General features: G+C 40.0%; 23 protein-coding genes, 1 pseudogene and 1 other annotated feature. Of the genes and pseudogenes, 23 read left to right on the top strand and 1 reads right to left on the bottom strand.

Annotated features, from left to right (window positions below; translation table 11 throughout):
• The first annotated feature begins 194 nt into the window (after nucleotides 1-194).
• The 18 genes and pseudogenes from H8S07_RS00850 to H8S07_RS00770 all read left to right on the top strand — a co-directional run bounded on the left by H8S07_RS00850 (nucleotide 195) and on the right by H8S07_RS00770 (nucleotide 16,707).
• On the top strand, nucleotides 195-1,481 hold the full coding sequence (locus H8S07_RS00850; protein ID WP_118287826.1) for a homoserine dehydrogenase: 1,287 nt from the start codon (nucleotides 195-197) through the stop codon (nucleotides 1,479-1,481).
• A gap of 54 nt (nucleotides 1,482-1,535) precedes the next feature.
• Nucleotides 1,536-1,967: a MarR family winged helix-turn-helix transcriptional regulator gene (locus tag H8S07_RS00845; RefSeq protein WP_021861541.1), complete on the top strand. Its 432-nt coding sequence runs from the start codon at nucleotides 1,536-1,538 to the stop codon at nucleotides 1,965-1,967.
• 140 nt (nucleotides 1,968-2,107) lie between these two features.
• Complete coding sequence (locus tag H8S07_RS00840) at nucleotides 2,108-3,805, top strand: Na/Pi cotransporter family protein (protein ID WP_117538344.1); 1,698 nt, start codon at nucleotides 2,108-2,110, stop codon at nucleotides 3,803-3,805.
• A gap of 200 nt (nucleotides 3,806-4,005) precedes the next feature.
• Nucleotides 4,006-4,593 carry a DUF3793 family protein gene (locus H8S07_RS00835; RefSeq protein WP_021861539.1) on the top strand — a complete coding sequence of 196 codons (588 nt, stop codon included), beginning with the start codon at nucleotides 4,006-4,008 and terminating at the stop codon, nucleotides 4,591-4,593.
• 31 nt (nucleotides 4,594-4,624) lie between these two features.
• Entirely contained in the window at nucleotides 4,625-4,906 is a 282-nt protein-coding gene (locus H8S07_RS00830; protein WP_117538343.1) for a DUF2325 domain-containing protein, read from the top strand.
• 151 nt (nucleotides 4,907-5,057) lie between these two features.
• The gene (gene thyA / locus H8S07_RS00825; RefSeq protein WP_021861537.1) at nucleotides 5,058-5,906 is read left to right on the top strand and encodes a thymidylate synthase; all 849 of its coding nucleotides are present in this window, start codon (nucleotides 5,058-5,060) and stop codon (nucleotides 5,904-5,906) included.
• Between the two features lie 21 nt (nucleotides 5,907-5,927).
• On the top strand, nucleotides 5,928-6,413 hold the full coding sequence (locus H8S07_RS00820; RefSeq protein WP_021861536.1) for a dihydrofolate reductase: 486 nt from the start codon (nucleotides 5,928-5,930) through the stop codon (nucleotides 6,411-6,413).
• 8 nt (nucleotides 6,414-6,421) lie between these two features.
• Nucleotides 6,422-7,606, top strand: a complete 1,185-nt coding sequence (locus H8S07_RS00815) for a glycosyltransferase family 4 protein (protein WP_117538342.1) — start codon at nucleotides 6,422-6,424, stop codon at nucleotides 7,604-7,606.
• 131 nt (nucleotides 7,607-7,737) lie between these two features.
• Nucleotides 7,738-7,988 (top strand) — a binding site (T-box leader).
• A gap of 41 nt (nucleotides 7,989-8,029) precedes the next feature.
• The gene (gene ilvB, locus H8S07_RS00810) at nucleotides 8,030-9,751 is read left to right on the top strand and encodes a biosynthetic-type acetolactate synthase large subunit (RefSeq protein WP_021861534.1); all 1,722 of its coding nucleotides are present in this window, start codon (nucleotides 8,030-8,032) and stop codon (nucleotides 9,749-9,751) included.
• A gap of 18 nt (nucleotides 9,752-9,769) precedes the next feature.
• The gene (gene ilvN / locus H8S07_RS00805; RefSeq protein WP_021861533.1) at nucleotides 9,770-10,282 is read left to right on the top strand and encodes an acetolactate synthase small subunit; all 513 of its coding nucleotides are present in this window, start codon (nucleotides 9,770-9,772) and stop codon (nucleotides 10,280-10,282) included.
• A 184-nt stretch (nucleotides 10,283-10,466) separates the two neighbouring features.
• Nucleotides 10,467-11,492 (top strand): branched-chain amino acid aminotransferase, encoded by a 1,026-nt coding sequence (locus tag H8S07_RS00800; RefSeq protein ID WP_021861532.1) that lies wholly within the window; start codon nucleotides 10,467-10,469, stop codon nucleotides 11,490-11,492.
• Nucleotides 11,493-11,587: 95 nt separating this feature from the next.
• Nucleotides 11,588-11,683: pseudogene (locus H8S07_RS14830) on the top strand (cupin domain-containing protein); the annotation flags it as partial.
• A 224-nt stretch (nucleotides 11,684-11,907) separates the two neighbouring features.
• Nucleotides 11,908-12,279, top strand: coding sequence for a GntR family transcriptional regulator (locus H8S07_RS00795; protein ID WP_021861530.1), 372 nt, complete (start codon nucleotides 11,908-11,910; stop codon nucleotides 12,277-12,279).
• A 17-nt stretch (nucleotides 12,280-12,296) separates the two neighbouring features.
• Complete coding sequence (locus tag H8S07_RS00790; RefSeq protein WP_117538374.1) at nucleotides 12,297-13,163, top strand: ABC transporter ATP-binding protein; 867 nt, start codon at nucleotides 12,297-12,299, stop codon at nucleotides 13,161-13,163.
• Nucleotides 13,160-13,831 (top strand): ABC-2 transporter permease, encoded by a 672-nt coding sequence (locus H8S07_RS00785; RefSeq protein ID WP_117538341.1) that lies wholly within the window; start codon nucleotides 13,160-13,162, stop codon nucleotides 13,829-13,831. The genes H8S07_RS00790 and H8S07_RS00785 overlap by 4 nt, the downstream gene beginning before the upstream one ends.
• 182 nt (nucleotides 13,832-14,013) lie before the next feature.
• Nucleotides 14,014-14,757, top strand: coding sequence for a 30S ribosomal protein S2 (gene rpsB, locus H8S07_RS00780; RefSeq protein ID WP_117538340.1), 744 nt, complete (start codon nucleotides 14,014-14,016; stop codon nucleotides 14,755-14,757).
• 33 nt (nucleotides 14,758-14,790) lie between these two features.
• Nucleotides 14,791-15,711, top strand: a complete 921-nt coding sequence (gene tsf / locus H8S07_RS00775) for a translation elongation factor Ts (RefSeq protein WP_117538339.1) — start codon at nucleotides 14,791-14,793, stop codon at nucleotides 15,709-15,711.
• A 228-nt stretch (nucleotides 15,712-15,939) separates the two neighbouring features.
• A complete protein-coding gene (locus tag H8S07_RS00770; RefSeq protein ID WP_117537125.1) occupies nucleotides 15,940-16,707 on the top strand; it encodes a zinc ribbon domain-containing protein in 768 nt (255 codons plus the stop codon).
• On the opposite strand, the gene H8S07_RS14715 is transcribed toward H8S07_RS00770, so the two are convergent.
• Complete coding sequence (locus H8S07_RS14715) at nucleotides 16,640-16,795, bottom strand: MerR family transcriptional regulator (protein ID WP_330598471.1); 156 nt, start codon at nucleotides 16,793-16,795, stop codon at nucleotides 16,640-16,642. The genes H8S07_RS00770 and H8S07_RS14715 overlap by 68 nt on opposite strands.
• A 241-nt stretch (nucleotides 16,796-17,036) precedes the next feature.
• Here H8S07_RS14715 and H8S07_RS00765 point away from each other — a divergent pair, with 241 nt between their 5' ends.
• The 5 genes from H8S07_RS00765 (at nucleotide 17,037) to H8S07_RS00745 (ending at nucleotide 20,702) form a co-directional block, all read left to right on the top strand.
• Nucleotides 17,037-17,411, top strand: a complete 375-nt coding sequence (locus tag H8S07_RS00765) for an MmcQ/YjbR family DNA-binding protein (protein WP_117537126.1) — start codon at nucleotides 17,037-17,039, stop codon at nucleotides 17,409-17,411.
• Entirely contained in the window at nucleotides 17,408-17,839 is a 432-nt protein-coding gene (locus H8S07_RS00760; protein WP_117537127.1) for a flavodoxin family protein, read from the top strand. Before H8S07_RS00765 ends, H8S07_RS00760 begins: the two co-directional genes overlap by 4 nt.
• A gap of 449 nt (nucleotides 17,840-18,288) precedes the next feature.
• On the top strand, nucleotides 18,289-18,771 hold the full coding sequence (locus H8S07_RS00755; protein WP_117537128.1) for an HD domain-containing protein: 483 nt from the start codon (nucleotides 18,289-18,291) through the stop codon (nucleotides 18,769-18,771).
• A gap of 111 nt (nucleotides 18,772-18,882) precedes the next feature.
• On the top strand, nucleotides 18,883-19,797 hold the full coding sequence (locus H8S07_RS00750; protein ID WP_117537129.1) for an ABC transporter ATP-binding protein: 915 nt from the start codon (nucleotides 18,883-18,885) through the stop codon (nucleotides 19,795-19,797).
• Nucleotides 19,794-20,702, top strand: coding sequence for an ABC transporter permease (locus tag H8S07_RS00745; protein WP_117537130.1), 909 nt, complete (start codon nucleotides 19,794-19,796; stop codon nucleotides 20,700-20,702). Before H8S07_RS00750 ends, H8S07_RS00745 begins: the two co-directional genes overlap by 4 nt.
• The last annotated feature ends 206 nt before the right edge of the window (nucleotides 20,703-20,908 follow it).

Raw genomic sequence — 20,908 nt, 5'->3', positions numbered from 1 at the left:
TTTTGTCAACACTTTTTTAAAAAAAGTTTTTTGAATTTTCTAATTTTCGCAAATGCTTATAAAACATGCAATGATAAAAAGATGTTATTATAGAACATTTTTGACTATATCCACCAGATAATGCTATAATAAAATTGATTGTGATGTCTGTAAAGACGTCATAAAAATACAGGAAAGAATGAGGGTAGGGATATATGGCAGAATGTAAGAAAATAAAGGCAGCACTCCTCGGATTAGGAACCGTGGGCGGCGGTGTTTATAAACTGGTTCAAAGACAGAAAGAAGAAATGGTAAAAAAATCAGGAGCGAATCTTGAGATTACAAGAATCCTCGTACATAATATGAACAAACAAAGAGAAGGCGTAGATGCCTCTCTTCTGACAGATAACTGGAAAGAAATAGTAGAAGACCCGGAGATTTCTATTGTGATTGAAGTAATGGGAGGAATCGAACCGGCGAAGACGATGATTCTGGAAGCACTCTGCGCAGGGAAGAATGTAGTGACTGCGAATAAAGATCTGGTGGCAGTGCACGGAAGAGAATTACTGGATGCAGCACAGGAAAATCAGGTTGATTTCCTCTTTGAGGCGGCTGTTGCAGGCGGTATCCCGATCATTCGTCCGCTGAAACAGTGTCTTGCAGCGAATGAGATTGATGAAGTGATCGGTATCGTGAACGGAACAACAAACTACATCCTGACAAAGATGTTTGAGGATGGCATGGACTTTTCAGAAGCGCTGGCAAAAGCGACAGAGCTTGGATATGCGGAAGCAGATCCGACTGCGGATGTTGAAGGTCTGGATGCTGGAAGAAAAGTTGCAATCTTAGCTTCCATTGTATTTCATTCCAGAGTTGTATTTGACGATGTATACACAGAAGGAATTACAAAGATATCTGCGAAGGATGTCGCATATGCAAAAGAATTTGGCAGTGTGATCAAGCTTCTCGGAGTGGCACATAACAGAGAAGATGGTATTGAGGTTGCAGTTTATCCGATGATGCTGCCGAAGAATCATCCGCTTGCATCTGTCAGAGATTCCTTTAATGCGGTTTTTGTACACGGAGATGCATTAGATGATGCGATGTTTTACGGAAGAGGCGCCGGAGAGCTTCCAACAGCCAGTGCTGTTATGGGAGATGTGATCGACATTATCCGCGATATCCAGTTCTCATGTACCGGACGAATCAGCTGTACCTGCTACAAGAATACACCGGTCAAGAGTTCAGATGATGTGAAAAATAAATTCTTTGTACGCATGCAGGTAACAAACAAACCGGGCGTTCTTGCACGAATCGCCAGCATGTTCGGTGAGCACAAAGTCAGCATTTCCAAAGTGATCCAGAAGGTCATTACAGACGGAGTCGCTGAACTTGTTATCGTAACGGAAGCAGTAAAAGAGTATCATATGCAGGATGCGTTGATGCATTTAAGAGAGATGGATACGACACAGGAAATCAGCAGTGTGATTCGTGAGTATTAAAAGTCGGATATATTTATAAGAAAGCCGGGAAGTTCATGAGGAGGGAAACATAAGATGCGGGAGAGAACGACGCTTGGATTTTTGTTTAAGCAGATCAGCACAATTTACGAAAAAGAATTTAACCGCAAACTACGTACGCTGGGAATCACAGCTTCACAGTGTGCGGTGCTGGATTATTTATTTACAAGCAGAAAAGAGCATGTAACCCAGAGAGATATTGAAAAAGCGCTGAGTCTGCGTAATCCGACTGTGACAGGACTTATGAAACGACTGGATGAAAAAGGATTTATCCTTGTAGTACCGAGCAACGAAGATAAGCGTTGCAAGAACATTTACCTGACTGAGAAAGCATATGATATTCAGAGGAGGATGGAAACAGACCGGAAGAAACTGGATAAGATGCTGACACTGGGAATGAATAAAAAAGAAGTAGAAGCATTGAAAAAGATGCTGGATCGTGTACTGTATAATATAGCCGAGCCTTAGAGGCCGGCTTTTTTTATTGTTTTTCTGTAATACATGAGCTGACTTTACATAGATTTAACATAGATTTCATCTGATTTGCATGTGCATTCGCTAAAATAGCAACGATAGTAAATTGTACAGCAAAAAGGAGAGAAATCAATATGAATGAAAATATGCAGATTGTATTTGGTCTGCTGGGGGGACTTGCAATCTTTATTTATGGAATGAATATGATGAGCGAGTGTCTGCAGAAAGCAGCTGGAGAGAAGATGAAAAGTATTTTGGCATTACTGACAAAGAATCCGGTTCTCGGTGTGCTTGCCGGAGCGCTTACAACGGCAGTTCTGCAGAGCAGCAGCGCCACAACGGTCATGGCAATCGGATTTGTCAGTGCAGGACTTATGAACCTGCCACAGGCAATTTCTATTATATTTGGTGCAAATATCGGAACAACCATGACGGCACAGATTATTGCATTTAAGATCAGCGATTACATATATATCATTATTTTTGTGGGATTTATCATTGCATTTATTGCAAAATCAGAAAAAGCAAAAAGTATAGGACAGACGATATTTGCATTCGGTCTGTTATTCCTTGGAATTGAGACAATGGGAGACGTCATGAAACCGCTGGCATCCAGTCCGATGTTTACACAACTTATTGCAAGTGTAAAACATATTCCGGTTCTTGGAGTGGGAGTAGGTACATTAATGACGCTGGTCGTACAGAGTAGTAGTGCAACCATCGCAGTCTTACAGAATTTTGCAGCACAGGCAGGACCAGACGGTATGACAAGTATTCTTGGACTTACTGGTGCGATTCCGATCCTGCTTGGAGACAATATCGGAACAACGATCACGGCACTTCTTGCAAGTATAGGACAGACGAAAGATGCAAAGAGAACAGCCGTGGCGCATTGCATTTTTAATATATCAGGAAGTTTTTTATTTATATGGTTTGTGAAACCATATGCTACACTGATCCGTTTTATTTCACCAAAAGGACCGGAAGTGGAAGTGATTTCCAGACAGATTGCGAATGCGCATACTTGTTTTAATATTACAATGACACTGATCTGGGTATGCCTGATTGGAGTGATGGTGAAGATTGTTATGTTCCTGATTCCGGATGGAAGGAAGACCGAATCAGATCCGTTTGAGACATTATATCTGGATGAGAATGTGAAAAATCAGCCGGCAGCAGCGCTGCAGCTTGTCGCAAAAGAGATTTTACATCTGAGCGATCAGGTGAAAAAAGTTCTGCATGATACGGTGACTGTCGTAAAAGAAAATCAGATGCAAGGTGTAGATAAGATACAGGAGGAGAGTGCGAAAGTAACAAAGCTCACAGATAAAATCACAGATTATCTGGCAGGATTATTTTCTTCCGGACTTTTGACCGAACAGCAGGCATCCCAGACAGCGGGACTGATGTATGTGCTGGGAGATGTGGAACGAATCGGTAATTTAAGTGCCGGAATTGCATTATCTATGAAAGAAAAAGAAACAAACCAGTATAAATATTCACAGGAAGCGATGGATGAACTTGCAAAATGTCTGAAAACTCTGGAGAAGATGTTTGATTCAGCGACAAAGGCATTACGCGGTGATACAACAGTAGAGCTTGAAAAGCTGATGAAGCGCAAAGACAAGATTGTCAATTTGGATATTATGATGCGAAAATCCCATATCCAGCGTGTCAACAAAGGAAAATGTAAAGCGAGTCTGACAACACCATTTACGAATATTCTTCATTTGATTGACCGTATGGGAAACAGTTGTATCAACCTGGCTGATGCGGCTACAAATGAAGTGGCATTAAAATATTTCCTTCCCAAAGATGAGATGACAATGTAAGAATCGAGGCAGAAAGAAAATTTTATAAAGTATAAGTTATTAAGGTTCATGCAAAAATAAAGCATGGACCTTTTTGTTCCTCCTTAATGAGAAAATGGTATGAATAAGTCTCCTTGTAATTTTAATACATGTATGATAAATTAGTAAATGTAAATGATAATCAAAATCAAAATCAAACAAGAAAAGGCGGGAACTCCAAAATGCCAGTGGAAGTTGTAGCATGTATGTTAGCAGATAAAAATAGTTGGAAGAGATTACAGTTTCAGTTAATCCTGCAATGTGCCCCATTGTTCAAAGGATATAAAGTAGCCTGTATTACGAATGTCCGCAGAGAGGATATGAGAAATATGCATCTGCTTCTTAATGGAACGGGAATCTGTTACCGTGCACTTACATTTTGCAGAGACAAATACCTAGTGTTGTTATATCGCCCGGCACAGTTAAAAACATATCTGAAACAACCGGAAGTGAAGACGTTCCTTGCTGATTACGGTTATGAAGAAAACAGTCTGGAAAAAGTGCTGGAAAGACTTTCGTTAAGAGTACGGGAACATTCAAAAAATGAGATTGAATTTCCTCATGAAATCGGAATTTTCCTTAACTATCCACTGGAAGATGTCAGAGGCTTTATTGAGCATAAAGGACAGGACAGTCTCTTTTGTGGATATTGGAAAGTATATCATGATCCGGAAAAAGCAAAACTTACATTCTGGACATACGATAAGGCAAAGGACTGTGCAGTAAATGAATTTCTGGCAGGAAAGACAATTCGGGAAATTGTAGCATAAGACAAAAGACAGCAAGAAAGGGGACAAATCGATGAGTGTTGTTATTATAGGCGGAAATGAAAGAATGGAACATCAGTATAAACAGATCTGCAAGAAATATAAATGTAAGGCAAAAGTATTTACCAGAATGGCGGGCAATCTGAAGACACAGATCGGTCAGCCGGATCTGATCATTTTGTTTACTTCAACAGTGGCACATAAAATGGTACACTGTGCGTTGAAAGAAGCAGAGCGTTACAATATCCGTGTGGAGCGTACACACAGTGCAAGTGCAAATGCACTGGAAAATGTTCTCGTTGAATGTTGTGGTTAATATAATATATAGCATATAGCAGGATATCAGGAATAAAAGAGCCTGAGATGTATAGGCTTAAAAGAGGAACGCAAATTGCGACGTTTCTCTTTTTTTTATAATATTTTCATGTTAATATGAAAAAGACAGCTTGCAAGGAGGATACATTTTTATGAGTTATGCAGACAAAGTTTTTATAGATATGTGCCGTGACATCATCGACAATGGCACAGATACCAGGGGAGAAAAGGTCCGTCCGAAATGGGAGGATGGGACGCCGGCTTACACAATTAAAAGATTTGGAGTGGTGAACCGCTATGATTTGTCAAGGGAATTTCCGGCTCTGACGCTCAGGAGAACAGCGATCAAGAGCTGCACGGATGAACTTTTGTGGATCTGGCAGAAGAAATCGAATAATATCAATGACTTGCACAGTCATATCTGGGACAGTTGGGCAGATGAGAATGGCTCAATCGGCAAAGCATACGGATATCAGCTTGGCGTGAAGCATCAGTATAAAGAAGGCCTGTTTGATCAGGTTGACCGTGTGATTTATGACTTAAAAAATAATCCGTACAGCCGCAGAATTATGACAAATATATATGTACATCAGGATCTTCATGAGATGAATCTCTATCCTTGTGCATACAGTATGACATTTAATGTGACGAAGAAGGAAGGACACGATAAGCTGACATTGAATGCTGTTTTAAATCAGAGATCGAATGACGTGCTGACAGCAAATAACTGGAATGTCTGCCAGTATGCGGTGCTTGTGCATATGCTGGCACAGGTGTGTGATATGGAAGCCGGAGAACTGGTACATGTGATCGCGGATGCGCATATTTACGACAGACACGTGCCGGTAATAGAAGAACTGATCGCAAGAGAACCGCTTCCGGCACCGAAGTTCTGGCTGAATCCGAAAGTAAAAGATTTCTATGATTTTACGAGAGATGATGTAAAACTGATCGATTATGAGACGCATGAGCAGATTAAAAACATTCCGGTTGCAGTTTAAAAAAAGAAAGGGCGAGATAAGATGAAATTAATAGTTGCAGTTGATAAAAACTGGGCGATTGGAAAAAACAACCGCCTGATGTGGAGCATTCCGGCAGATATGAAATTTTTCCGTGAGACAACAAAGGGGAATATTGTTATTATGGGACGGAAAACACTGGAAAGTTTTCCACAGAGCCAGCCACTTAAAAACCGTGTGAATATTGTAATCAGCAAGAATCCGGATTACAAAGTAAAAGACGCGGTTGTTGTACACAGTGTAGAAGAAGCACTGGAAGAAGCGAAGAAGTACGAGGGAGAGACATTCGTAATCGGTGGGGAGAGCATTTACCGTGCGATGTTAAAGTACTGCGATACAGCACTGGTTACAAAGATTGATCATGCGTATGATGCAGATACTTATTTTCCGAGTTTGGATGAAGATCCAGAGTGGAAGATGACAAAGATCAGTGAAGAACAGACATGTTTTGATCTGGAGTATTATTTTACGGTATATGAGAGGATTTAAAAAGAAAGATGAGAATACTGAGTATTACGGCACAGAAGCCAAACAGTACCGGTAGTGGCGTGTTTTTGACAGAACTTGTAAAGGAATTGGCAGCAAAAGGACATGAACAAGCAGTAGTTGCCGGTGTTTATAAAGAAGATAAGACAGAAGTTCCGGAAAATACAAAAGTATATCCGGTTATTTTCAAGTCAGAGGAGCTGCCGTTTCCGATTGCGGGAATGTCGGATGAGATGCCTTATGAAAGCACGAGATATTGTGATATGACAGAAGAAATGGCAGGGCAGTTTGCAAATGTTTTCCTGACGAAGATCAGGCAGGCAGTAAAGGAATTTCAGCCGGATCTGATCTTAAGTCATCATCTGTATCTGCTTACAGCACTGGTGCGGGAACATTTTCCGGAACTTCCGGTATATGGTTTCTGTCATAATACAGATCTCAGACAATTGCAGAAAAATGTGTTAAAACAGGAGTATATCAAAGCGCAGATTGCGAAGCTAAACCGGATTTTTGCTTTGCATGAAGAGCAGAAGACGCAGATCTGCCAGATGTTTCATGTAACAGCAGAACAGGTGGAAGTATCTGGAATGGGCTATAACAGTCATATTTTCCGTGATCTTCATATCCGGAAGGTTCCCGGAAAGACGAAGATTGTGTTTGCTGGGAAAATCTCAGAGAAGAAAGGCGTAGAGAGTCTGATCCGAAGTCTTGCTTATCTTCCGTATGAAGCAGATAAACTGGAAGTATATCTGGCTGGCGGCGCAGGAAATGAGACAGAGTATGCAAGAATCTGCAGACTGGCAGAGAAGGCACCATATCCGGTTCATTTTCTTGGAAAACTGGAGCAGATGGAGCTGGCAAAAGTATATAATACATGCGATATCTTTGCACTACCATCTTTTTCGGAAGGATTGCCGCTTACAGTGATCGAAGCACTTGCCTGTGGCGACCGTGTTGTGATGTCGGATCTTCCGGGAATCCGCGAATGGCTGGATACATATGCGCCGGGAGCGGATATCCGATATGTAGAACTTCCACGGATGAACCGCGTGGATGAAGCAGTTAGAGAAGAACTTCCGGCTTATGAGAAACGCATTGCAGAATCATTGCAGGAAAGTGTAGAGGAAAATTGTACCAGACCGGCTGATGTAAGCCGAATCTCCTGGGGAAAAATTGCAGAGAAAGTTCTGGTATAGTGCCATACAGCTTGATGAATATTGTTCTTTGCAGTTAAAAATATATCAGTTGACAGAAGATATTCAGAAAGTTATAATTGTATTACTTATTTGAATGAGTGAAACAATAGATAGATTTTATAAATAATTGTGAAAATGCTATGACAGGGAGGAGTACATAATTTACAGATCCACAGAGAGAAGATGGCTGGTGTGAATCTTCGTGAAGTGATTATGGAAGTAGCCCCCGAGCAGTGAATTGAAAGCGAAAGCAAGTAGGCTTCAACGCAGTCCCAGCGTTAGATGGGAACGATATCGGATGTAGGAGTCCTGTATCGGCAGAGTGCAGAGACAAAAGTTTCTGAATTTAGGTGGTAACACGGATGAGTAATTCGCCCTAAGCATAGAGCTTAGGGTTTTTTTAATGCCAAGGAGGTTGTGCAGATGAAAAAAATCAGTGGAAACAAATTATTAGTAAAGGCTTTGAAGGAAGAGGGCGTAGACACATTATTCGGCTATCCGGGAGCCTGCACGATTGATATCAGTGATGAGTTATACAAACAGGATTATACGAAAGTGATCCTGCCAAGACAGGAAGTTGCGCTTGTGCATGAAGCAGATGCATATGCAAGATCTACAGGAAAAGTTGGGGTGTGCCTTGTAACAAGCGGACCGGGTGCGACAAACCTGGTGACAGGAATCGCGACTGCTTATTATGACAGCGTACCACTTGTATGTTTTACCGGACAGGTATCCAGACATCTTATTGGAAATGATGCATTTCAGGAAGTCGATATTGTCGGTATTACGAGAAGTATTACAAAATACGGAGTAACTGTACGTAGAAGAGAAGATCTCGGACGTATTTTAAAAGAAGCATTTTATATTGCGAGAACCGGAAGACCGGGACCGGTATTAATTGACCTTCCAAAAGATGTTATGGGAGAGCTGGGAGATGCAGAGTATCCAGAAGAAGTAAATATCCGTGGATACAAACCGAATACACATGTACATATCGGACAGTTAAAACGTGCACTGAAAATGCTCGGAAAGGCAAAGAGACCGCTGTTTCTTGCCGGAGGAGGTGTTAATGTTGCTCATGCACAGGAGGCATTTACAGAACTTGTGGAATGCACACATGTGCCGGTAGTAACAACGGTTATGGGAAGAGGAGCAATTCCAACAAATCACCCACTTTATATTGGAAATCTTGGTATGCATGGTGCTTATGCGTCCAATATGTCAGTAAATGAATGTGATCTGCTGTTCTCTATCGGAACAAGATTCAATGACCGCATCACAGGTAAGTTACATTCTTTTGCACCAAAAGCGCAGATTGTTCATATCGATATTGATACAGCTGCCATTTCAAAAAATGTACAGGTCGATGTTCCAATCGTAGCGGACGCAAAAGAAGCAATCGATAAAATGTTAGAGTACGTGACAGAGTGTGACACAGAAAAATGGCGTGCACAGGTTGAAACATGGAAAGAAGAACATCCGATGAAGATGAAGAGAAAGCCGATCATGACACCACAGGATGTAATCGATACGATCAACAAGGTATTTGATGCAGCAATTATCGTAACGGATGTTGGACAGCATCAGATGTTTACAGCGCAGTTTATAGAAATTACACATAAGAAACAATTACTGATGTCCGGTGGACTTGGAACGATGGGATACGGACTTCCAGGTGCGATCGGAGCCAAGATCGGTAATCCGGATACACCGGTTATCTCTATTTCCGGTGATGGTGGTATGCAGATGAATATTCAAGAACTTGCAACGGCGGTGCTGGAAGAACTTCCGATCATTTCCTGTATTTTCAATAATAATAATCTGGGAATGGTTCGTCAGTGGCAGAAATTATTCTATGGAAAACGTTACTCCATGACCTGCCTGCGAGCGGGAGCAGCATGCAGGGGAAAATGCGGTGAAGTTCCATGCCCGGAATATACACCGAATTTCCTGAAACTTGCAGAATCCTATGGAGCGAAGGGAATCCATGTTTCAAAAGTGGAAGAGATTGAACCGGCATTCAGAGAAGCAATGCAGAGTAAAAAGACGCCATATATCATTGAATTTGATATTGATCCGGAGGATCTTGTATATCCGATGATCCAGCCGGGCGGTACATTAGAAGATATGATCATGGATTGTTAAGCAGGAAGGAGAATGATTATGAGTGGAAATAAAATGAAAAAACGCTGGATTTCTTTATATGTAGAAAATCAAGTCGGTGTCCTGTCTAAAATCTCAGGGCTGTTTTCGGGAAAATCTTACAATCTGGACAGTCTGACTGTTGGAACAACGGAAGATCCGACTGTATCACGAATGACGATCGCGACCGTCAGCGACGATGAAACATTTGAACAGATTAAAAAACAGTTAAACCGTCTGGTAGAAGTAATTAAAGTCATTGATTTTACGGATGTATTTGTCAGAATGAAGGAAATTCTCTATGTAAAAGTACAGAAATGTACACCGGAAGATAAGGTAGAACTGTTCCAGATTGCAGAAACATTTAAAGCAAAAGTTATTGATTATGGTAAAGACAGTCTGCTTCTTGAATTTGTACAGACAGCGACAAAGAATGATGCAGTAATCAAACTTATGAAAGAAGAGTACAAGAGTATTGAAGTTGTCCGTGGAGGAAGTGTCGGTATTGAATCGATTAGCATGATGGAGCGATAAATAATTTTGTGAAAATTGTACACATAAAAAACAGAGTGCACTCTTGAATTTTTATATAGACAGTATTATAATACTTGCATACAATGATGTTGGGACAAAAGCCTCAACTATGATGCCTGCGGATTGTTTCGTGTTAAGTGGTATCATAAATATATTTAATTGTAAAAGGACGGAGGAATAGAAAATGGAGAAAAAAGATATCGATTGGAGTAATCTTGGATTTGGCTATGTAAAGACAGATAAGAGATTCGTATCAAATTATAAAGACGGATCATGGGATGAAGGTGTATTAACGGAAGATGATAAGGTTGTCATCAGTGAATGCGCCGGAGTACTGCAGTATGCACAGACATGTTTTGAAGGCCTGAAAGCATATACGACAGAAGATGGACACATTGTAATGTTCCGCCCGGACTTAAATGCAAAGAGACTTGCTGATTCTGCAGCAAGACTGGAAATGCCGGTATTCCCGGAAGATAAATTTGTACAGGCTGTACATGATGTTGTAAAAGCAAATGCAGCTTATGTACCACCATACGGATCAGGAGCTACTTTGTATGTACGTCCGTATATGTTTGGTTCTAACGCTGTTATCGGTGTAAAACCGGCAGATGAGTATCAGTTCCGTGTATTTACTACACCAGTTGGACCATACTTCAAAGGCGGAGCAAAACCAATCACAATCAGGGTTAGTGATTTTGATCGTGCAGCACCGCATGGAACAGGACATGTAAAAGCCGGACTTAACTATGCAATGAGCTTACATGCAATCGTAGATGCACACGCACAGGGATACGATGAAAACATGTATTTGGATGCAGCTACAAGAACAAAGGTTGAAGAGACTGGTGGAGCTAACTTTATTTTTGTAACAAAAGATAAGAAAGTAGTAACACCGAAATCAAGCACAATTCTTCCTTCTATTACAAGACGTTCTTTGATGTATGTCGCAGAACATTATCTTGGATTGGAAGTAGAAGAAAGAGAAGTATATCTGGATGAAGTAAAAGACTTCGCAGAATGTGGACTTTGCGGAACAGCAGCAGTTATCTCTCCAGTAGGCAAGATCGTAGATCATGGTAAAGAAATTTGCTTCCCAAGCGGAATGGAAGAGATGGGTGAGATCACAAAGAAACTATACGATACATTAACTGGAATCCAGATGGGACACATCGAAGCTCCGGAAGGATGGATCCATACAGTTTGCTAATTACACATCAGTTAGTAAGTTTTAAAAGACTTTATGTGGCGGGGATTTATTCCCCGTCCTTTTTATATGATAGAATTGTGGGAGACGTATATATCCTAAAAGCAGGAGAGACAATTATCATGCCTGCAAAGAAACCACACGCTGTATACGGAGAAGAGAGATTTAAAATGCTTCTGAATGTTGTGTTTTAAAATGCATATAGTCGTTTGAAAATAAAATTACAATATCAAGATTTAAAATCTGTATTTATAGAAAGTATATCTGTAAATACAGATTTTTTTGGCGACTAGAAAAATTGGTTTAGTATCCTGAAAAAGTCTGCCGGTGTCATGTTTTATAGGTGAATAAACAGTGTATAACAGTTGACAACAGTTATATACTGTTATATACTGTTTACAAAGAAGGAGGGCGAAAGATGTATCTGATTATTAATCACTCATCCATGCAGCCGATTTATGAACAGATTGTAGAACAGATTAAAGAGAAGATTATAAATGGAGAATTTTCGGAAGAGATGATGCTTCCGTCTGTCCGTACAATGGCGAAAGATTTAAAAATCAGTGCGCTCACTGTAAAAAAAGCCTATGACGCATTAACAGAGGAAGGATTTGTTGTGACGGTACATGGAAAGGGAAGTTTTGTAGCATGTGCCAATCAGAATATGCTGCTGGAGGAAAAGAAAAAAGAAGTTGAGGCAGAACTGGAAGCGGCAATCCATAAAGGAAGAAGCTGCGGATTGACAGATCATGACTTGACGGAATTATTTGAAATTGTATTGGAGGGTTAGAGATGGGGAAAGATGTGATGATAAAACTAAATCATGTACAGAAGAAATATCCGGATTTTTCGATGGATTGCTCTCTGACAGTATATCCTGGAATGATTACGGGACTGATCGGAGCGAATGGAGAAGGAAAAAGTACGACATTTAAACTTATTCTCGGGCTGATTGGAAAAGAAGCAGGAGAGATGGAAGTGCTGGGGAAAAAACGAGAGTGCAGTAATGATGGAAAACAGCCAGAAAAAGAAATATTACAGCAGACAGGAGTCGTGTTAGCGGAAACCGGTTTTGGAAGTTATTTTACAATTCATGATATTATCCCATTTCTGGAAGACTTATATCCGGAATTTGAAAAGGATAAATTTCTACAGTATTGCGAAGAATATAAACTTCCAATGAATAAGAAAATAAAGGAATTTTCAACAGGAATGAAACGAAAATTACAGATATTTGCAGCAATTACACATAAAGCGAAGTTATTACTTTTGGATGAACCGACCAGCGGGCTGGATGTGGTGGCGAGAGAACAGATGCTGACACTGTTGCGGGAATATATGGAGACGGAAGGACGGGCGATTCTGATCAGTTCGCATTTATCAGGAGATCTGGAAACATTTTGTGATGATATTTATCTGATTCAAAAAGGGACAATTACATTTCATGAAGAAATGGATCGGCTATTAGATGCATATGGATTATTAAAAGTATCAGATGAGGTATATAAAAAAATGGATAAGTCACATATTATCTGCCGGAAAAAAGAAAATTTCGGATGGAGCTGTCTGACAGATCAGAAGGCATATTATCAGATGCATAATCCGGAAATTGTAATAGAAAAAGGAAGCGTGGACGAATTAATCCTTTTGATGGCAGGAGGAGAGAGAATATGAAAGCATTACTCATGAAAGATTTAAGAACTTTAAAAAATGAGAGAAGATTGTGGGTTAGTATCATCGGTGTAAGTGTTTTATTTGGTGTTTTGTTTCAAAACTGGTATTTTATGATGGGATATATCATGTTTGGGTTATCTATGATTGCCCGGACAATGTATCAATACGATGTGGCGGACCAGGGAATTGTTTATCTTATGACACTGCCTATTACAAGAAAGGAATATGTGAAGGAAAAGTATCTGCTGAGTCTTATGAGTATATGTATTGGTGGTATTTTAAGTATGATTCTTACTAAAATCGGGATGCTCTTTACACCGGATCAGGCAGATAGTAATCAGGAAATTTTTAGTGCGTTTCTTGGAATATTGGCAGTTGCATTAGTTCTTCAGGCAATTATATTTCCGGTAGAACTGAAATATGATGTATCAAAATCAAGAATTATTATTTTGCTGCTTGTAATGGGGATTATTATTCTTTTTACAGCATTTGATATGTTAATAGGCGCAATACTGGTAGCATTTATTACCATCTTTGTAGATGCATTTGGAGGTATATTTATACAACATTTTTTAGGTACTGTGTTACTATCTGCAGTTGTGGTGGGAATGATTTATTTCTCTTCTTATCGGAAATCAGTTAAAATTATGGGGCAGAAAGAGTTCTGATCAGAAGTTTTCTAAATATTTCAGAATTTACGAAAACCCTTGCAACAGCAAGGGTTTTATGCTATCCTATTAAGGTCGCAAAAAACACGCATATATTTGTCCAAGATGGTGCCGGCCTGATACAGGAGGTTTCAAAGACTTACATATATGCGGAAGTAAAGAACCAAATGGAGGAAAGAAACATGAGCGTTATTTCAATGAAACAGCTTTTAGAAGCAGGTGTTCACTTTGGACATCAGACAAGAAGATGGAACCCTAAAATGGCTCCGTACATTTACACAGAGAGAAACGGTATCTACATCATCGACTTACAGAAATCTGTAGGAAAAGTTGATGAGGCTTACCAGGCAGTAGCAGATATCGCAGCAGAAGGTGGAAACATTCTGTTCGTTGGAACAAAGAAACAGGCTCAGGATGCTATCAAAGTAGAAGCAGAGCGTTGTGGAATGTTCTATGTTAACGAGAGATGGCTTGGAGGAATGCTTACAAACTTCAAGACAATTAAGAGCAGAATCGCTCGTCTGAAAGATATCGAGAGAATGTCTGAAGATGGAACATTTGACGTATTACCGAAAAAAGAAGTTATCCAGCTTAAGAAAGAATGGGAGAAACTTGAGAAGAACCTTGGCGGAATCAAAGAAATGAAGACTATTCCGGATGCAATCTTCGTAGTAGATCCTAAGAAAGAAAGAATCTGTGTTCAGGAAGCACATACACTTGGTATTCCGCTTATCGGAATCGCTGATACAAACTGTGATCCGGAAGAGTTAGATTATGTAATTCCGGGTAACGATGATGCTATCCGTGCAGTAAAACTGATCGTTTCCAAGATGGCAGACGCTGTTGTAGAAGCTAATCAGGGAGCAGCTGATGCTGATGAAGTATACGAGGAAGTTGCTGAAGAAGCAGAGGCAGTAGAAGAGTAGGATTCATTCTTTTTAATGATGGAGGATAAAAAAATGGCAGTTACAGCTAAGATGGTAAAAGAATTAAGAGAGATGACTGGTGCAGGAATGATGGACTGCAAAAAAGCTCTTAATGAAACAGATGGAAACATGGACGAGGCAGTAGAATATCTGAGAAAGAATGGCGAAGCTAAGGCTGTTAAAAAAGCCGGACGTATCGCAGCAGAAGGTATTGTTATGGCTGATGTCAAAGATGATAAGACTGCAGCAATCGTAGAAGTTAACTCAGAGACAGACTTCGTTGCTAAGAATGCAGAATTCCAGGGATTTGTTAAAGCTGTTGTTAATCAGGCAATCGCTTCTGAGTCCAAAGATATGGAAGCATTTATGGCAGAAACTTGGAACGAAGATGCTTCTAAGACTGTACAGGATGCTCTGACAGAGAAGATTTCTGTTATCGGAGAGAAACTGAACATCAGAAGATTTGAGAAAGTTGTTACTGACGGATGTGTAGTATCTTATATTCACGGTGGCGGACGTATCGGTGTTCTTGTTGAAGCAGATACAGATGTTATCAATGACGAGATCAAAACTTGTCTGAAGAACGTAGCTATGCAGGTAGCAGCTATGTCTCCAAAATATACTTCCCGTGATGAAGTAGATCAGTCCTTCTTAGACCATGAGAAAGAGATTCTTCTTGCTCAGGCTAAACAGGAGAATCCGAATAAACCGGATAACATCATCGAAAAGATGATCATCGGACGTCTCAACAAAGAGATGAAAGAGATTTGTCTGTTAGACCAGGCATACGTTCAGGATAGCGACCTTACTGTAGCTAAATACGTAGAGAAGGTTGGAAAAGAGAACGGAGCTAACTTAAGCGTGAAGAGATTTGTTCGTTTTGAAACAGGTGAAGGCCTTGAGAAGAAGAACGAAGACTTCGCAGCAGAAGTTGCAGCTCAGATGGGTAAATAATCTGATATTTGCTGCTCTTTAATAAGATCCATAAAACCCTTGAAAATCCAGTGTTTTCAAGGGTTTTTCTTATGCCGGAAAGGAAATCATATGGCAAGATTAATTTCTATTGTAAAAGAGTCATGACCAAAGAGTGATAATTAAATCATATAGACAGGGTATGGCAACAGCAGGTTGCTTTTCGGAACATGAATTTATCTATATGATATGCTTATGGAGGTGATGACTATGGAAACAAAAAATATTATTTTGAAACTTCGTACAGAAAGAGGAATGTCACAATACGAGCTGGCGGATAAAATTATGGTAACAAGGCAGGCGGTATCACGCTGGGAAAATGGAGATACCGTTCCGAATACTGATACCCTTAAGCTCTTATCGAAAGAATTTGATGTCTCGATCAATACGCTTTTGGGAGAACCCAGAAAGCTGATCTGTCAGTGCTGCGGCATGCCTATTGATGATGATTCCATATTGGGACGTGATAAGGATGGCGCATTAAATGAGGAGTATTGTAAATGGTGCTATGCAGATGGAACATACACATATAATGATATGGATGAATTGATTGATGTGTGTGTAAAGAATATGGTAAATGAAAACTTTACCGAAGAACAAGCACGTTCTTATCTGAAAGAAATGCTTCCAAAGTTAGATTACTGGAAAAGATATGATGAGCTTAGTGACAATGGGCAGTTTGAAGAGTTTAAAAAGCAATTGATAAATGAAATTAATGATCTGCATATAGACGGACTTCCAAGGGTAGACAAACTAAATGCACTTGTGGGGAAATATGTGAATCTGGAATATACTCTGCCTAATGGTCAAAAAGTGAAATTCCTTAATGATCAGAAAACCTATCTGGGGAATCAACTGGAGTCTGAATTTGGAGGAGACAGGTGCTTCGGTATTCTGGCAGGTATGGATTTTATTCTCGTATGTACATATGAGAAGGATGGTAAAAATCCGGAGCTGTTGATTTATAAAAAGAGATAATATAAGCAAAAAGAAAATCTTGACAATCATAATATTGTAGAGTGCGTATACTCACTCCGGTAAGCTTGCTCACTTCATGCACTGTCATCATTAATATTTTCTCCTATCTAACTTTGTGTTCTAAGCATAAACTATTACGTAACGTCGGAGTCAATACTTTTTTACAATTATATATGCACCTAAAGCTATGAATCTATACGACTGACAAGTTATTTAGCTAAAGTCAGAAGAATAAGAGAAATGCAAAAGAATTTGGCAGGTAGTACGGGATACGAAAATGTGGTATGATTATGGGCAGGATATCAGAAGAATCTGGAGTTGAATAGATTGTGAAGAAAGAAGAAATTTTTGAATATGTGCAGAAACAGTACGGCACAGTTCCGGAATATTTATGGAGTAAATCGCCAGACAGTGCTGTACTTCGTCATAAAAATGGAAAATGGTATGCTGTACTCATGACAGTTGAGAAATCTAAGTTGGGATTAGAGGGAAATGATCTGGTTGACATCATGGACGTAAAGTGCGATCCGGAAATGACCAGTATGATTATTCAGACTTACGGTTTTTTACCAGGATACCATATGAATAAACAGCACTGGATTACGATTTTACTGGATGGTTCAGTCAGTGAAGCAAAGACATTAGACTTTTTGGATATGAGCTATGACCTAATTGATGGAACAGGCAGAAAGGAAGAAAAATGAGAACAGCGATAGTATACGCATCTGTGCATCACGGAAATACAGAAAAATTAGTAAAGAGGATAGCAGAAGAATGTCAGGTGGATTTGATTGATGCTGTGAAACAGCCAGATGCAGATCTGAGCAGTTATGATATAATTGGGTTTGCATCAGGAATCTATTTTTCAAAGTTTCATCAGTCGATATTGGGATTTGCAGAGAAGAATCTACCGGATGACAAAAAGATATTTCTGATCTGTACTTATGGTGGGAATGCGAATTATAAATCCATAGAGCAGATTTTAGACAAGAAGCATTCTAAAGTGATAGGAAAATTCGGGTGCAAGGGTTATGACACATTTGGTCCATTTAAACTGGTGGGTGGTATTGCCAAAGGGCATCCAGATGAAGAAGATATAAAAAATGCAGTTAAGTTTGCAAGAGGACTATAAATAGTTAAGCAAAAAAAACCGGGGAACAGTCCTCGGTTTTCTGATATTTGTGGTTCAGTCTTCAATTTGAAAAAAGTAACATGAACATTATGTATTGCATCAGCTTCGAAATGATCCGGTTTATGACTATGGGACCGATTTGTATTACTCCGGAATTAAAAAGACAAGGGTATGGGAAAAGTGGATTTACGATGATGTGGAAGAGTGAAGAGAATTAGAAAAGACAGCGGAATATAATAAGTACAATCTAGGGTGTCAGATGGAGGCGCCGGCAGGAGTTGCGTATGTTGTGGCGAGAAAAGAAGGGTGATAAATCGTATTTGCAATACAGCAGAAGATAATATTATAATAGCATATAAAGATGCCAGGGGCAAAAGCCTAAAACGGTATGGAATCTTTTGACCCTAACATCATACAAGTAAAAATATACGCTGGGAGGAAATAATATAATGCTGGTTGCGACTGCAATTGAAAAAATGATTGATTTTTATAAGGGAAACAGACACGATATCAATCACTTTCTTAAAGTCTGGTCGTTCGCAAAGACGATCGGAGAAAAGGAAGGACTGGATGAGGATACACAGAAGATTCTGGAATTAACGGCTGTTGTACATGATATTGCATGTCCGTTGTGCCGAGAAAAATACGGTAATGCAAATGGCAAAATGCAGGAGAAAGAAAGCGCGCCACTGGTAGACGCATTTTTTGCTGAATTGCCGGTTGAGAAGCAGAAGGTAGAACGAATCAGATGGCTGGTTGAGCATCATCATACATATACAGATGTAAAGAGCGCGGATCATCAGATCCTGCTGGAGGCGGATTTTCTGGTGAATGCCGATGAAAGCGGATATTCTGAGGAAGTAATTGAAAATACGTGCAAAAATATTTTCCGTACTTCAACGGGAACGCATTTGTTAAAGAGCATGTATTAAATCAGGGGTGTGCAATTTTTGACAAAATATATTTCATTCGGGAGAAGAACAGGAAGATCGTCTATCCTGCCGTTTTCGTATTATAAACAGCATTGTGAAGAAAGGAAAACTATGAAAGAGAATGTAATCGAAGTCAGCCATTTACATAAAGCATTTGGTAAAGTTAAAGCAGTCCGGGATTTAAGCTTCCGGGTGAAAAGGGGAGAATTGTTTGCATTTCTTGGTGTAAACGGAGCAGGAAAAAGTACAACGATTTCCATCTTGTGCGGGCAGCTATCTAAGGATGCCGGAGAAGTAAGAATTAACGGGGCAGACCAGACGCATGCCGGGCAGGACACAAGGTATCTGCTGGGAGTGGTATTTCAGGACAGTGTGTTAGATAAACCGCTGACTGTCCGGGAGAATTTGAAAAGCCGGGCAGCACTATATGGAATTACAGGTAAAGCTTTTGAAAACAGATTGCAGGAGTTAGAGAAACTGTTAGGATTTGCAGATTATACAGACCGTGCAGTTGGTAAGCTTTCCGGCGGACAGAGACGAAGAATAGATATTGCGAGAGCACTTTTGCACCGCCCGGAAATACTCATCCTTGATGAACCGACAACCGGACTGGATCCGCAGACGCGTAAGACATTATGGAATGTTATAGAAAACCTGCGGAAAAAAGAAAAGATGACCGTGTTCCTGACAACACATTATATGGAAGAAGCTGCAAGTGCGGATTATGTAGTGATTCTGGACAGTGGAAGTATTGTTTCGGAAGGAACACCGCATGATCTGAAAAATCAGTATGCGGATGATGTGGTAGCACTTTATGGAGTAACAGAAGAACAGGTGCAGCTTCTTGGAAAACAGTATAGAATAATCCGGGACGGTTATCAGATCATGGTGCGGTCTACAAAAGAGGCGACAGAGCTGATCGTGGCACATCCGGAACTGTTCCAGGATTATGAAGTGATAAAAGGCGGTATGGATGATGTATTTCTGGAAGTTACCGGAAAGAGACTGGGAGGGGATGAAGTATGAAAACATTACAGGCATTGATAAACCGTAACCGAAAATTATTTTTCCGGGACAGAGGAATGTTATTTTCTTCGCTCATTACACCAGTTATATTGATTGTGCTTTATGCTACGTTCCTTGCAAAAGTATATAAAGACTCATTTACGTCTTACCTGCCGAAGATCCTGCATGTATCTGAAAAACTGATCGATGGTGCGGTGGCGTCCCAGCTTGGTGCGGCGCTTCTTGCTGTCAGCTGTGTAACAGTTACGTTTTGCGTGAATCTTACGATGGTGCAGGATAAAGCAAGTGGCGCAAGAAAAGATTTTGATGTGTCACCGGTAAAAAGACCGGTTCTCTATCTGGGATATTTCTGCGCAACTGTGTTCAATTCCCTAATGGTAAATGTACTGGCATTGGTTCTGTGTCTTTTTTATATAAGGAAAATGGGTTGGTACTTATCAGCAACAGATCTTGCGTGGATGGTTCTGGATGTACTTCTTCTGGTATTGTTTGGAGCAGTGTTATCTAGCATTATCTGTTATCCGTTAAAGACACAGGGGCAGATGTCAGCAGTCGGAACAATTGTCAGCGCAGGATATGGTTTTATCTGTGGTGCGTATATGCCGGTGTCCAATTTCGGAGACGGATTACAGAAATTTTTATCTTACCTTCCGGGTACGTATGGAACATCTCTGCTGAAAAATCATATGTTAAGAGGCGTGTTTGCACAGATGAAAGAGGATGGATTTCCAAAACAGAGTGTCACAGAGATTGCAAAAAGTCTAGACTGCCGTCCGATGTTCGGAGGCGAAGTTGTTTCTACGCAGGAGATGATTGCTGTTATGGCAGCGAGCATTCTGATATTGGGAGCGGTTTATTTGGTGGTGACAGCTATTTTTATAAAAAGGAATACCGTCAAATCTTAGGAATCGACAAAAGAGCTGACGATAGTGTAAATATTGACAAAAAATGGAATAATCTGACTAAAATAAAAATATAATTAAATAGAATGAGATATAGACACAATAATAAGAATCGTATATAATTACAGTACTTTACAAAAAGCAGCCTGAAAGACTGCCATGATAAATGAAGCTCTGCTTTGGCAGATTTCATGATCCACACCAGAGAA

The organism is Dorea hominis, from assembly GCF_014287705.1.
GTDB lineage: Bacteria > Bacillota > Clostridia > Lachnospirales > Lachnospiraceae > Dorea_D > Dorea_D hominis.
This window is presented reverse-complemented; position numbering and strand designations above follow the sequence as displayed.